At 50.8% G+C, this 13,955-nt stretch carries 13 protein-coding genes; 4 read left to right on the top strand and 9 right to left on the bottom strand.

All coding sequences use genetic code 11. The features are described from left to right. The 7 genes from V5T57_RS01950 to V5T57_RS01920 form a co-directional block, all read right to left on the bottom strand. On the bottom strand, positions 1-1,965 hold the full coding sequence (locus tag V5T57_RS01950; RefSeq protein WP_332889473.1) for a heme lyase CcmF/NrfE family subunit: 1,965 nt from the start codon (positions 1,963-1,965) through the stop codon (positions 1-3). 147 nt (positions 1,966-2,112) lie between these two features. Continuing rightward, positions 2,113-2,583 carry a cytochrome c maturation protein CcmE gene (ccmE, locus tag V5T57_RS01945; protein ID WP_332889472.1) on the bottom strand — a complete coding sequence of 157 codons (471 nt, stop codon included), beginning with the start codon at positions 2,581-2,583 and terminating at the stop codon, positions 2,113-2,115. Continuing rightward, the gene (locus V5T57_RS01940; RefSeq protein ID WP_332889471.1) at positions 2,573-2,716 is read right to left on the bottom strand and encodes a hypothetical protein; all 144 of its coding nucleotides are present in this window, start codon (positions 2,714-2,716) and stop codon (positions 2,573-2,575) included. Before V5T57_RS01940 ends, ccmE begins: the two co-directional genes overlap by 11 nt. Next, complete coding sequence (gene ccmC / locus V5T57_RS01935) at positions 2,716-3,405, bottom strand: heme ABC transporter permease CcmC (protein WP_332889470.1); 690 nt, start codon at positions 3,403-3,405, stop codon at positions 2,716-2,718. The genes V5T57_RS01940 and ccmC overlap by 1 nt, the downstream gene beginning before the upstream one ends. Beyond that, complete coding sequence (locus V5T57_RS01930; protein ID WP_332889469.1) at positions 3,405-4,070, bottom strand: heme exporter protein CcmB; 666 nt, start codon at positions 4,068-4,070, stop codon at positions 3,405-3,407. The genes ccmC and V5T57_RS01930 overlap by 1 nt, the downstream gene beginning before the upstream one ends. Further along, positions 4,064-4,750 (bottom strand): heme ABC exporter ATP-binding protein CcmA, encoded by a 687-nt coding sequence (gene ccmA / locus V5T57_RS01925; protein ID WP_332889468.1) that lies wholly within the window; start codon positions 4,748-4,750, stop codon positions 4,064-4,066. The genes V5T57_RS01930 and ccmA overlap by 7 nt, the downstream gene beginning before the upstream one ends. A gap of 51 nt (positions 4,751-4,801) precedes the next feature. Next, complete coding sequence (locus V5T57_RS01920; RefSeq protein ID WP_332889467.1) at positions 4,802-5,866, bottom strand: SPOR domain-containing protein; 1,065 nt, start codon at positions 5,864-5,866, stop codon at positions 4,802-4,804. A 326-nt stretch (positions 5,867-6,192) separates the two neighbouring features. Here V5T57_RS01920 and V5T57_RS01915 point away from each other — a divergent pair, with 326 nt between their 5' ends. The 4 genes from V5T57_RS01915 to V5T57_RS01900 all read left to right on the top strand — a co-directional run bounded on the left by V5T57_RS01915 (position 6,193) and on the right by V5T57_RS01900 (position 11,532). Then, positions 6,193-6,738: a glycine cleavage system transcriptional repressor gene (locus tag V5T57_RS01915; protein WP_332889466.1), complete on the top strand. Its 546-nt coding sequence runs from the start codon at positions 6,193-6,195 to the stop codon at positions 6,736-6,738. Positions 6,739-6,750: 12 nt separating this feature from the next. After that, entirely contained in the window at positions 6,751-7,287 is a 537-nt protein-coding gene (gene def, locus V5T57_RS01910) for a peptide deformylase (protein ID WP_332889465.1), read from the top strand. Positions 7,288-8,386: 1,099 nt separating this feature from the next. Further along, the gene (locus tag V5T57_RS01905) at positions 8,387-10,525 is read left to right on the top strand and encodes an adenylate/guanylate cyclase domain-containing protein (protein ID WP_332889464.1); all 2,139 of its coding nucleotides are present in this window, start codon (positions 8,387-8,389) and stop codon (positions 10,523-10,525) included. After that, a complete protein-coding gene (locus V5T57_RS01900; RefSeq protein ID WP_332889463.1) occupies positions 10,525-11,532 on the top strand; it encodes a DctP family TRAP transporter solute-binding subunit in 1,008 nt (335 codons plus the stop codon). Before V5T57_RS01905 ends, V5T57_RS01900 begins: the two co-directional genes overlap by 1 nt. Positions 11,533-11,629: 97 nt before the next feature. Here V5T57_RS01900 and ubiB read toward each other — a convergent pair whose 3' ends face one another. Beyond that, complete coding sequence (gene ubiB, locus V5T57_RS01895) at positions 11,630-13,267, bottom strand: 2-polyprenylphenol 6-hydroxylase (protein WP_332889462.1); 1,638 nt, start codon at positions 13,265-13,267, stop codon at positions 11,630-11,632. 3 nt (positions 13,268-13,270) lie between these two features. Beyond that, positions 13,271-13,954 carry a ubiquinone anaerobic biosynthesis accessory factor UbiT gene (gene ubiT / locus V5T57_RS01890; protein ID WP_332889461.1) on the bottom strand — a complete coding sequence of 228 codons (684 nt, stop codon included), beginning with the start codon at positions 13,952-13,954 and terminating at the stop codon, positions 13,271-13,273. Between the last annotated feature and the right edge of the window lies 1 nt (position 13,955).

Below are 13,955 nucleotides of genomic sequence, written 5' to 3'. Positions count from 1 at the left end.
TTAATTAGCCTCCTGGGTTTTCTTTAAACGGCGACCCTGGAACAGTGCAACAATGGCGCCCAAGGCAATGATAAAGGATCCATACCATACCCAGCCAATCAGAGGGTTACGGTAAGCCTTGATCGCCCATCCTCTGCCAGGAATTCGGTCACCTAAAACCACATAGAGATCTTCCCAGAAATAGCTGAAGATCGAAGCTTCTGTGGTCTCCATTTCATGGTTATCATACTTACGCTTCTGGGGGGTGGCTGTCACACTGTGGCCATCTTCCCGAACAGCAATAATAACGGCCTCTGTCGCGGTCCAGTTATCTTTACGTACCTTGTGGTAGCGGTCCAGAGTGAGCTCCCAACCAGAGAGCTTTACCTTATCACCAGGCTGCATGATAACGGTCTGTACCTCTTGGAACATGCCACTGCCAATAAAGCCAGCACACATGACCAAAATACCGATATGCACCGTCAAGCCGCCATAGCGTCGCTTATTGCGCCCAACCATCCGCCAAATGGCTGAGAAGGGGTTGCTGCTCCCAGACTGCATGCGTGAATGGACACCACGTTTGAAGTCGATAAAGTGGGAGGAGCCCACAAACATAATCAACATCACGGTCACAATGGCGTAAGGGTGGTCGATCCCCAAGAACAGCGCAATGGGAATACCCACCACCGCTAAAATGGCGGGAATGACAAAGTTCTTCTTTAACTGACCCTGTGCCGCGCGGCGCCAGGAAATCAGTGGGCCCATGCCCATCAACAACAGCAGACCCAACATGACGGGAATGAAGACTTTGTTGAAGTAAGGCGGGCCAACGGTCACCTTGGCACCGGCAAATGCTTCAAGCGCCAAGGGGTAGAGTGTGCCCAACAGTACGGTAATGGCACCCACCAGCAGGAACAGGTTGTTGAACAGGAAGGTGCTTTCGCGGCATACCACGGCATCCATACGGTTATCAGCTTTAAGGGCTTCCGAACGCCAAACCAGAATACCAAAGCTAAACAGCAGCATTACCGCCATAAAGCCAAGGATGTACATGCCTCGACCAGGATCGGTCGCAAAGGCGTGCACGGAACTTAAAACCCCCGAACGGACCAAGAAGGTACCCAGCAACGAGAGTGAGAAGGTGGTAATAATCAGGAATAAATTCCAGACTTTAAACATCTGCCTTCGTTCTTGCACCATGATCGAGTGCAAAAAGGCGGTACCGGTTAACCATGGCATAAAGGAGGCATTTTCCACCGGGTCCCAAGCCCAGTAGCCACCCCAGCCCAGCTCGTAATAGGCCCAGTAGGCACCAAAAACAATACCGGTGGTTAACATGGTCCATGCAAACAGGGTCCAACGACGGGTGGCCAAAATCCACTCATCCTTGGCTTGGCCTGTGATCAAAGCGGCCATGGCAAAGGCGTAAGGTACCGCAAAGCCCACATACCCCAGATAGAGGAAGGGGGGGTGGAAGACCATACCTGGGTCTTGCAACAGGGGGTTTAGATCCCGGCCATCAGGTGGGATCATCAGCAGGCGCTCAAAGGGGGATGAGAGCAGCAGAACCAAACAGAGGAAACCTAAGGTAACACCACCCAGGATCATCAGTACCCAGGGCATGGAGACAGAGTGTGTCTTCCAGTGTTTCCATGCGGCAACGGCAATGAAGAAGGACATCAACCAGGCCCATAGCAGCAAGGAGCCTTCATGGCCTCCCCACATAGCTGTGGCCAGATAGAAGGTCGGCAGCTTCAAAGATGAATTCTGTGCCACATATGTCACGGAAAAATCGTGGGTCATAAAGGCATGAATGAGGGTGGCACTGGCTATGGTCAGCAAGCCAAAGACAGCAAAAGCGCTGTAACGTCCAACCCGTATCCATGCCAGCTGACCCGTACGGATGCCCACCATGGGGGCAACCATCTGTGTCACACTAAGAACCAACGCCAAAATGGCGGCAAAATGTCCAACTTCAATCCACATAGTTCACGGCTCCAGCAGGCCGATGCTATCGTCTGTTTAAAGCGTATGTCTTGGCTAAAATGTGGTCAAACCCTGGCCAATTCAAGATCAGCCAGGGTTGAGACACCTATGATCTGCTAGACATGCTCGAAACAGACGCTCGGTTTGTTATTGCAGAGATTTGAGGATATTTTCGCGGGATTTACTGATGGCCTCTTCGGACATCTCAACCGGCATATAATCCTCGGAATGTTTAGCCAGAATGGTGTGGGCTGTGAAGAGTGTTTTGCTCTCCCATTCACCTTCAACCACAACGCCCTGACCTTCCCGGAACAGATCCGGGGTAACCCCTTTGTAGTAGACCGGGATCATGGTCTCACCATCGGTGACATCAAAACTGATCTCCAGGGTACCCTCTTTGCGTTTTAAGGTACCTGCTTGGACCATACCACCAATGCGTACTTTTTTACCCACCAGATCAGTGGATTTTTCCACCATCTCAGTCGGGGTGTGGAAGTAAACCATGGCGCCGGTGAAGGATTGGAACACCAGGGTCAGTAGGGCGCCGCCTACCAAAACCAGTGTTGCGATCAGCATCAGCTTTTTTTTGCGCATCCGCTCTTTATAATCACCCTTCATCGGTCTGAGCCTCCTGTTCTTCTTCCAAACGTTGTTTGAGCTGTTTTAATTGGTTACGCCACAGAACTGCAGCACCACCAAGAATAGCGGTAATGACACCATACACGCCGATGACATACTCCATATATTCCATTATTCAATCCCCTCTGTTTCCAGCTCTTCCAGTCTACGGCGCATGGAGACCATACGATAACGTAGAACCAGCAGATAAGTCACCAGCAACATAAAAGCAGCGGTCATACTGCCCAAAGGCAGCAACATCGACTTATCGATATGGATCATGCCGGATGCCCCATCAAAGGATGGGGGCTGGTGGAGGGTACGCCACCATTTTACAGAGAAGTGGATAATGGGCAGGTCTACGGCACCAATAATCGCCATAACCGCCGTGGCCTTGGCTGCTTTGCGTGGATCATCAAACGCACCACGTAGCGCCATAAGACCCACATAGATGATGAGCAACACCAACATAGAGGTCAGGCGTGCATCCCAAGCCCACCAGGTTCCCCACATGGGTTTACCCCAGATGGAGCCAGATGCCAGGGTACAGGCCGTAAAGGCAGCACCCACACCAACCATGGCTTCGGAGAAGATATCCGCTCTTTCAGAACCACGTGCCAATACCCAGATACTGGAGATGGTTAGAGCGATATAGCACAAAAGTGCCATTTTTGCTGAAGGTACATGCACATAGAGAATGCGTACCGAATATCCTTGTTGAAAGTCTGCCGGGGCACTCCATACCAGCCCCAAACCTGCCAGCAATACGCCAATAAATGCGAAGCCAAGCAGGCGTTGAATCTTACTTAAATCCTTGAACATTACTCCTCCACCAGCCAACCGAAGGCCCAGGGCACTAGAGAAAGGTAGACCACATCAAAAATTATCATCAATTGCAACCATGAAGCACTGTCAGCCACCGTTCCAATAACGGCAGAGGTTGCTTGTACGCCGGCAATCAGCAGGGGCACCACCAGTGGAATCAGCAGCAGTGCCAGCAATGTCTCCCGAGAACGGGCGGTTTGGGTCATGGCGGCAAGCAGTACGCCAAGCCCAGTTAGACCCAATGTTCCCAGCAACAGAATGCCGAAGATAAGATGCACCCTATCCCATGCATCCACATTGAGCAAGATCATCATCATGGGTAGCAGCAGAATTTCGACCAAAATGGTCAGGATTAGGTTCCCCCACCATTTTCCAAGGAAGATAATTCCTCTTGGCACCGGTGACATTAACAGCCCTTCCAGTGCGCCATCTTCCTCTTCAGCTTGGAATACACGGCCTAAACCGACCAGAGAGGTAAAGAGTACTGTAATCCACAACAGACCCGGCATAAGGCGCAAGGCCTCAACCCGGTTGGGTTCCAATGCGGCCTGAAACACGACCAACACTGAAATGGCAAAAAAGAGCATAGATGAGAGGGTGGCCCGACGGCGGAAATCCCCCATGACATCTTTCCAGGCGATGCGGTAAGCAGCCTTTAACATATCTGCATCTCCTCTTCTTCACTAAAGTCGGCATCCACCGTGTCGGGCATGAGTAATCCTTTGCTCACCCGATAGGCCTGATAGGGGAGCGCAGACACACGATCTGGATCATGGGTCACAATGATCAGGGTGCCGCCATCTTTAATGTATTGATTGAGGATTTTGTTTAACCACACCACACCCTGGTGATCCAGAGCAGAATAAGGTTCATCCAGCAGTAGTAAGGGAGGTTTAGCCAACAGTACCCGTGCCAGGGCCACCCGTTTGCGCATGCCAGCTGAAAAGCCCCGCACAGGGCGGTGTATAAAGCGGCTTAAACCGACATCGCGAATGGTCTGTTTGATCTGCTCATCGGAGAGTTCAAGTTCCCGCATATCCGCAAAGAACTGCAGATTTTCCAATGGGGTGAGATGACCATAGAGATGACTATGGTGGCCAATGGTCACCATTTGACTGCGGCTATGATCCGGATCGTCCCACACCTCTTGTCCATTAAGGCGGTAGGATCCCTTTTTTTGCCGATAACGTAAGGCGAGAATATTAAGAAAGGTAGATTTGCCCGCACCGTTGACACCAAAGAGGACCAGGCAGTCCCCATCATCTGCGGTGAGATTGATCCCTTTTAGGACCTTATGCCGACCAAACCCGTAATGAATATTTTCAACTTCCAGTCGAGCCATGGAACACTTTCAATTGACCGACTGGAAGCTGAATGGATTCCGGTCGGGTGATTACCGGCCAGGTGCGACGATCTGGCCGCTCTGACCTGTGCGTTGCTGTAAATAGAGGCGCGCCTGATTGGCGACTTCCCGGTTGGGGAAGGGGCCCAGTCGAACCCGATAGTAGGTTTTCCCTTTAACCGCTGCGGTGGTTACATGAACCGGCAGATTTTGACCATTAAAGGGTAACGATCCTAACCGCTGACGTAGCCCACTGGCACGCATATTATCTGAGAATGAACTGACTTGCACCGAGTATCCACCCCTTGGGGCTGCTGGAGCCACATTTTGTGGTGGAATTCGGAAAGTCTGTGCGGGGGCACGGTTTGGTTGTATGGGCCTCATGCTGGGTAAAGAGGGTGTCTTTGCCACCTGAGGGGGCATGGTATACGCTGGTTGTATGGGGGCACGACGCGGTGGTTGAACCTGTGCGGGTGCCTGGTTACGAACCGCCTGTGTGGGGGCAGGTCGGCGTATCTGTGTCACCTGACGGCTCGGTACAGGTACGGGGGCTTGTGGGGCACTCAACCGTACTTTACGGGGTGCCACCGACAGCGGGGCAGGCTTGAACGCGGGAGGGGCAGGAACCACGGGTTCAGGCTTGTTTTTAGGCATTTGTGCACCTGTGGCCCGTCCACCTTCCATGACCGATACCGATTGTGTACCAGCCGGGGTTTTGGTGGGGGATAAATTCATCTCATCCTGGCGCAGAGGTTTCAGGGGTTGGCCATTCCAGCTGGCTTGCAGTTCAGCTGGGGCTTTAATGCTGCGTACCTGATCGGCAGGAGGCTCTACTTTTTGGGGGGCAGGGTTTTGTGCAGGGGGTGAAAAAATGCGTGCTGGTTGCTTGGAGTCCAGCCAGGATTTTGGTTGGCTGCCAGCATCCTTATTCACTTCCAGCCCTTCACCACCTGGCCGGGTCACCTGCACCACGGGGCGTTGAGGGCTCATGTCCGCCAGCATGACATCACCGCCACCGGTAAACATTTGATAAACCACCACACCAACGATCAGCACCATAATGATGCCGCCGAAGTTGATGAGAAACTGCTGTTCACGACTGATTGCGCCACTCATGGCAAAGGCTCCCTATCCTTAGGATCCGACCGTACCCTTGCCGGTACGGTTTCTTGCAGCGACGTGGGTGGTGCGTTTCCGCTTTAACCCCCTGTGCGCCTGCGTTATTCTGTGCATCCGTTTTTTGACAACGGCTGGGCCTGCGTGCCAATGTTTTTTCGGTTTTTCCCGTCCAGGGTTAACCGATAACATGCCGCATGCCCTATGAAAGTGTGACGACTTTCAATGGTTTATAAAAGATACATCCGGCAAAAACAGCATGTGTTAGCATTGGTCTGTTGCTGCCTATGATGGTCTTCCATCCTTCAATAAGCAAGGGTCGCGCCATGGCAAAATATGTATTATTGCAACTGTCCGGTCAGGATCGTCCAGGGATTGTGGCAGAGGTAACCCGGGTACTGTTTGAAACCGGCTGCAATATTGAGGACTCCAGCATGACCCGGCTTTCCGGTCAATTTACCATCATGCTGGTACTCAGTCCCCCAGAAGATGTGATCTGTGAAAAGTTGGAGGCCAAACTCAAGCCGGTGGTTATACGTTTTGAGCTGGCCCATCTCATTACAGAGCTCACCGAAGCCCAGGTTGAAGAGCCAGAGGATGTGGATGAGGAAGAGAGCTTTCTCATTAATGTCTTAGGGGCTGACCGTCCAGGTATTGTCTACCATGTGGCCCAACTTCTGGCCGATAAGTCGGTGAATATTGTCGATATGCATACCCACACCGGTGGTGTGCCAGGGCGACCCATCTATATCATTAATATTGAGGTTGAAGCGGTCAAAGAGCCTGAGGTTTTACGTACCGCTCTTGGTGAGCTGGCTTCCCGTCTGCATGTGGAGATCTCTCTGCGTGCTGGTGATGTTTTTGAACTGTAAAAAGAGTCCATCATGGCGATTTTGGATGTATTGGTCTATCCCGATGAGCGCTTGCTACAGCCTTGTCGGACCCTGGAGCCTGAGGATTTTAGCGATCCTGAGTTTCAGAACTTTGTTGATGATCTTATTGAAACCACTGAGCATGCCCCTGGCTGTGTGGGGCTGGCATCTCCCCAGGTGAACAAAGCCATACGCATGGTGGTGGTCAACTGTGGTTTGGCCCGGAAGCCACCCGAGGATCACCATGGTGAGCTGATTATGTGCAACCCGGAAATTTTAAGCTGGGAGGGCATGGACACCGCACGAGAAGGGTGTATGTCGGTGCCTGATTATACCGGTAATGTCATGCGTGCGACGGATGTTTCGGTGCAATTTCAGGATCGTCATGGCGATGAGCAGGTCATTCACTTTACCAGCTTTGAGGCCCGTGTGGTGCAACATGAGATGGACCATCTGGAGGGTAAGCTCTTCACCGATCGGGTGGTGAGTCGTAAAGCTGATCTTTTTCCGCGTAAGGTGTATCAGAAAAAGCGTAAGAAAAAGGGCTGAATAGGCTGCTTTTTTAGCGGGTAGGTCGAACATTCTATCCCTCTCATTCGGCATGGTAAGAGCCTACCATGCCGAATGAGAGGGATAGCTGTGTGTGCTTGTCACGGCTTACCTTCTCTTACGACCGTGCCCATTAATCGTGTATGGGTTCTGGCGGGTTGATCGCTCTAAACCAGCCATACTTCTCCTTGGTTTAATGGAGGTTCACGAGCAAACTTCATAGAACCGATGGCGTACGGCCTTAGCCATGTGTGGGTTCAACCTGATCTACTGGTATTCAGGCAGCCACCTCACTTTGTCTGTAGGAATGGTGGGGGAGCATGATCGACAATCATACCCTATAAGTCATAGGACTATTTGAGAAAAATCATAAGGTGTATAGAGCTTTGTAGCAGAGCGTATTTGACTGCGGTGATGGGGGGAACAGTAGAGACAGGGTCAAGTGCTTGAAGGCCCTATAGAGCCGTGGCATGAATTTAGGTGATCTAAAAAATCACAAGAGTCTGTATTATCAGCAAAAGTGTACCTATTATCCAAAAAGAGACATGCTCTCTATAGGCTCTAAATCGACTGCGTATTCCCACTTGTCGACACCTTTTTTAAAACTTGATCGAGGTCAAAGCTGCCTCTGCAAGGATGTTGTGTTCTGGGTTGGGCGGGTGTTTTTGCCACCATATATTCAACTCTTTGGGTCGCCTATGCCATTGTTATAAAAAGATACAAAATAAATAAAGCGGGTCCAGCAGGTTTTTAAAGAGAATGAATGACATGGTATATAGATAAACTTAGTGAGTTTTTTCAATCATGTGGTCTTAAAATCTTGCAATTCAATGGCCTTAAACCGTACTAAAATATTCTAAATAACATAATGTTACAAAGTATTGTTGTATAGACCTTCAAGCATAAAGCACGTAAACTTTCTTCCCCACATGGGGGTGGTTGGTAAAAATATCCCTCTTTCTATCCATAGCCTTAACAACCTTTATCACCGTCTTAGTGACGTTCCAAGGTTTGGTTGGGTGTGGCCCCATGATCTGACTGGTTCATAAAAGGCCGGGCGGAGTTTGGTTCTCCATTATGGTTTAAAAAGGAAGATGTTATGGGTACGGATCACAAGATCAAATTACGGGTTGGCATTGCTGTGGCGTTTGCCACCGTTATGATTACGCTTACCACAGGTCTGGTGAGCTATCTCTATATGAGCAACAGTACCCATATTCTCAGCACAGTAACGGAGTTTATGCAGCGTTCCACCCAGCGTATCAGCCGGGATGTCGAACATTTAATTGCACCTGTTGCGCGTGTGGTACAGGCAACAACGGAGCTGGTTCGGACCGATCAGGGACGTTTACAGAGCGTAGATGGCTTGGGTTATTTCCATCGTCAGCTTGCCTCGTTGCCTCAAGTCTACAGTCTTTATGTGGGGTATGACGCCACAGGGCACTTCTACCAAACCATCCAGTTACCCCCTTCCCTTAAAAGTTTGGGGCCTTCCAAAAAGCCCTTACCAGCCGGTGCTCAATCAGCCGCGCGTCTGTTGGATGCCAGTTCAGGTAACAAAGCGGACAGTTTTATCATCTACAAAGCATGGGGTGAGACCCTGGCGGTGGATCGTGGCTTGCCTAACTATGACCCCCGTAAACGTCCGTGGTATATCCAAGCCAAAGAACAGTCGGGTATTTCAATCTCCAAAGCCTATGTATTTGCCAGTTCGGGTCTGGTGGGGTTGACGGTTTCAGAACATGTTAGAACCAAAAGTGGCGTCTCTATTGGTACGGTTGGTGCCGATATTACCTTGGATAAACTCTCCAGCTTTTTAAGAGATGCCAACATTGGGGAGTCTGGTCAGGTCTTTCTGATTAATCAAGAAGGTCAGTTGGTGGGGCACCCCAATCCTGAGTTGGGGTTTGTGCAAGAGGAGGATAAGGTTCGACTGGCGCAAGCTGATCAAGTGGCTGACCCTTTGGTTTCAGGTGCGGTTAAAGCTTGGCGGAAAAACCAAAAAACCCAGTTTGAAGTTGAGTTGGGGGCCGATGCAGCGACCCATATTGTGGCGTTCCATACCATGCAACAAGCCCCGTACTGGACCGTCGGTGCTGTGGTTCGAAAAGATGAACTAACCGGCCCCCTTGCACGCAACAGCATTAAAATTCTGCTGGCCGGTTCACTGGTGATTGCCCTGGCTATTTTTGCCATTTTAATGCTCTCAAAACTGTTGACCGGTCCCATTCAATTGATCGTAGAAGAGACCAAGCGTATACAAGCGTTTGATCTTACGGGGGATTGCTCAACCAAATCGATGATCTCAGAGGTGCTACAGCTGACCGATGCCGTACGTACCATGAAGCGGAGTTTAAGCAGCTTTAGTGTCTATGTGCCCAAGGAGTTGGTAAGAGCCATTGTTTCAGATAATCAGAACGCCAGTATTGGTTCCAGACGCCAACCGCTGACGGTGATGTTTTCAGACATCAAAGGCTTTACCAACATCTCTGAAGGTATGCAGCCTGAAGAGTTGGTCCATGCCCTCTCGACCTATTTTCAGCAGATGTCAGGGGCCATTCATCGGGTTGACGGGACCGTTGATAAGTTTATTGGGGATGCGATCATGGCCTTATGGAACGCACCGTTGGCGGATGAAAACCATGTGGTCCATGGGTGCCGAGGTTTGCTGCTTTGTCATAAGGCGGGCAGGGTGTTGGCCGAGCAGTTTGTGTTAGAAGACAAAGAGCCCTTTATTACCCGTTTTGGCCTGCATACCGGTGAAGCTGTTGTGGGTAATGTGGGTTCTGCTGATCGTATGCAGTATTCCGCGTTTGGATCCATTATCAACGTGGCGGCACGATTAGAGTCCATGAATAAGCAGTACGGTACTGAACTGTTAGTCTCGGAACAGGTGGTTGAAGAGGTCGGCGAGCTATTTATTTTCCGTAAATTGGATCGTGTGGTACCGGTTGGTAGTACCCAGCCAATGTACATTTATGAACTGATTGGTGTTCGTGATCAACAGGACCCACTGGCCGCCACACCTCAAGGGCGGGCTGGTACGGAGCTGTGGAACCAAGCCTATGCACGCTATGCGGAACGATCGTGGTTAGAGGCACAAGGGCTGTTTACCATCTATGCCAAGAGTTTTCCCAAAGATCCGTTTGCTCAAGTCATGCTTAAACGGTGTGATCAGTTTATACAAAGCCCCCCTTCTGATGCGTGGGATGGTACCGAATGGCTGGAGGTGAAGTGATGAGGCGTTTTTTACACAGATCAATGGGTATGGTATGGGTGATCGGGCTCTGCTTCTTCTCCCAAGCGGCATGGGCAGAGACCCAGGTACATTATTTAGCCCATCTCAATGCTAATACCCAAAAAACAGCAACAGGCGCGATGGCCATTGCTTTTAAACAGCGTTTACAGCACTTAACAGAAGATCAGATCCGTGTTGAAGTCTTTCCTAAAGGGCAGTTGGGTAGCCAGACACAAATTGTGGACTTGGTAAAAAAAGGGGTTATTCAATCGGCCATTGTTTCTGTGGGTGGTCTCTCTAAAGCGTATCCATTTATTGGTATCTTGAACTTTCCTTTTCGGTTTCGTGATCTGCAAGAGACCTATGATGTTTTTGATGGTCCGTTTGGCCGTTACATGGGGGCGGATATTGAAAAGAAGATGGGGGTCTCTGTCTTGGGGTATGGGGATACCGGGGGGCTCTTTGTCTTTACCAACCACCAACGGGAAATACGAACCCCGCAGGATATGCAGGGGTTGCGGTTTCGTACCATGCGCCTGAGCAGTCATCAAACCTTAATCAAAAGCCTTGGTGGTACACCTTTGACCATTGGTTGGCGTGAGCTTTATACCGCATTAAGCAATGGCACGGTGGATGGTCAGATGAATCCGGCGGGTATTGTACAGATGGGTAAGTTTAATGAGGTGCAAACGCACCTTACGGTAAGCAACCATCTCTATACACCCTATATTTGGATTGCCAACCCGGCCTATCTGGCTCAGTTATCCCCAACACACCGGGCAGCACTGGCCCAAGCTGCCAAGGTAGGGGTTAAGGCCAGCCGTAAGTTAGCGGCCTCTGCCAATAGTATGGAGGTTTTGGCCAAAACCATGCAAATCCACTACCCCACCGATGCCGCGTTGCAACAGTTTAAGGCAGCCACCCAACCGGCCATGACACGCTATATTGAGCAGACACTTAAAGAAGAAGGGATGGCGCTGTTGCGGGAGTTCCAGGCATCGCACTAATCCCATATTTGGGTGTTATGCAATGCCTGGATGTGTGATCAGGTATAGGCTTGAACAGGCGTAGGTTGGCAAGCTATACGGCTGGGTTCGTGCGGACCTATAACAGGGCGATAACTCGGAAGAAGCTCATAAAGGCCAGAGCCAAAGGGGGTACCCACCACCAGGGGCTCATACCTGCAGCTGCCATAACCGCACCACCAAGGAAGAGAAAGCCTGCCATAACCGCCGACCAAACCCGCTTAAACCCCAGGGAGATCTCCCGTTGTAGGGGTTCTAATGAGCTGTTGTGTAGACGCAGATGGAACCGATCATTGGCCATCTTTTCCAGCAGTTTAAAGGCCATTTCTGGGGCAGCGCCCAGAGAATACCCCATCTCTTCCATCTGTCGACGTACTTTGAGCAGTTGGCCCTTGGGGCCAATGCGCTCTTTCATCCAGGCTTTGACCAGGGGTTCGGCAATTTCCCAGGCATTCAGGTCGGGGTAGAGCTCCCGGCCAACACCTTCAAGAGTAAACAGGGTTTTTTGCAGCAGCAGCAACTGAGGCTGAACCTCCATGTTGTACTGTTCGGTGGTTTTGAACAGTTTGGCCAACAGGCGGGCAATGGAGATATTTTTTAACGGTTGGCCAAAGACCGGTTCACCAATTTGACGGCAAGCCTCTTCAAAGGCATCCAGGTCGGTATCGTGGGGGATATAACCGGCATCCAGATGAACCTGGGCTACCTTTTTATAGTCCCGCATCAAAAAGCCCTGGACCAGCTCGGCTAAGAACTGACGGCTCTCTTCGGATACATGAGAGACGATCCCAAAATCGATTAAGGCGACGGTCCCATCCTGCCGGACCAGAATGTTGCCAGGGTGTTGGTCCGCATGAAAATAGCCGTCATGAAACACCTGCTTGAAGAACGAACTCAGCAAGCGTTCAGCCACATCTTTAGGGTTGGGGTGGCCAGGGCGGATCTCGCGGGGGAGATCATCAATGGAGACACCATCAATCCACTCCATGGTAAAGACCCGGCTGGAGGTTAATTCCCAGTTTACCCGTGGGATTAACATGCCCTCATGCTCTTTAACGTTCTCCCAGAGCTTTTGTGCCCGTGAGGCCTCAACCAGAAAATCCATCTCATTACGGATGGTGCGGGCAAACTCCCGTACCACACCACGGGGCTTAAGACGTCGCCATTCAGGCATCATCTCTTCCACCAAATTGGCCATGGAGATCAACATACCAATGTCGGTTTCCACACGGGCCGCCACATCAGGGCGCAAGACTTTAACGGCAACCTGCTCACCATCATGGGTGACCGCATGATGCACCTGGGCGATAGAGGCAGAAGCAATCGGTTTTTCATCAAAGGATTGAAACAGCTCTTCCAAAGGAAGTTTAAGATCCTGTTCAATGCTTTGACGAACTGTATCTAAATCAAAGGGGGGGACATCATCTTGCAGCCGCTTAAGCTCCTGCCCAATCTCATCGGGTAGAATATCCAAGCGGGTAGAGAGTGTTTGGCCAAACTTGATAAAGGTTGGTCCCAGCTCTTCCAAAGCCAGACGCAGCCGAATATGCAACGGGGTACGCCGGCAGTGACGCCAGATAACGGGATTAAGTTGGACCATCCAACTGAGTAGGCGAATGGGGGTATAACGTCGGGCAAAGGGCTCCATAACGTTATGTTGTGCCAGGATCATCCAAATGCCCAACAAACGTTTCAGAGAACGAAAAGCTGCCAACATGGATTAGGCTTCCGAATCTGCCGCACGGTTGGCGGCTTGGCGCATTTTAAGACGGTTGTCCAAACGGGTGAGGCGACGCTCCAGGCCGGAGGTATCTTCAGAGAGCTCTTCACAGAGATCCTGTAGATCATCCACATCATTCCGGCGGGGAATCTGGTTGTCATCCAACCACATCTCTGCGCTCTCCTCTGCGGACTCTTTTTGCATGTCCAGCAGCGCTTTTAAACGGGCACCAAAGCCACCCGCAACCTTAGCGCCAATAGGGCCCATAAAGAAGGCGGCCTCTTTTTCCCAATCAATCTCTACATTATCCAGAATATTCTTAAAATGCAGACCGGTTTCGGTCTCACCACTCATCTTCAGTTTGCGCGCAAAGAAGAGTGAATCTGGATCTTCCACATTAAACAGCAGCTGCAAAAAGGCTTCTGCACTACCGCTCATGGTGACATTGACCGGATTATCACTGTAGGTGTGGATGCGCACATGGCCATCAGACTCCACCAACATGTAATAGTCGTGGCTCAGGTCTTCCACCTCAAAGTGAAAGAGCTTTCCGGCCAGTTCCTGAAGGCGCGCTTTCAGCTCTGGATAGCGCTTAAAGAACAGATTGAGCGTTACGCCCAGGCCGACGGCTGTAAAAGGTTGCGGCAATAGGGCGAGGGGAGCGGCGAGTCGCTTTACAAACATG

The organism is Magnetococcus sp. PR-3 (assembly GCF_036689865.1).
Lineage (GTDB): Bacteria > Pseudomonadota > Magnetococcia > Magnetococcales > Magnetococcaceae > Magnetococcus.
The sequence above is the reverse complement of the archived record's forward strand: the minus strand, read 5'-3'. Positions and strand labels throughout refer to the sequence as shown.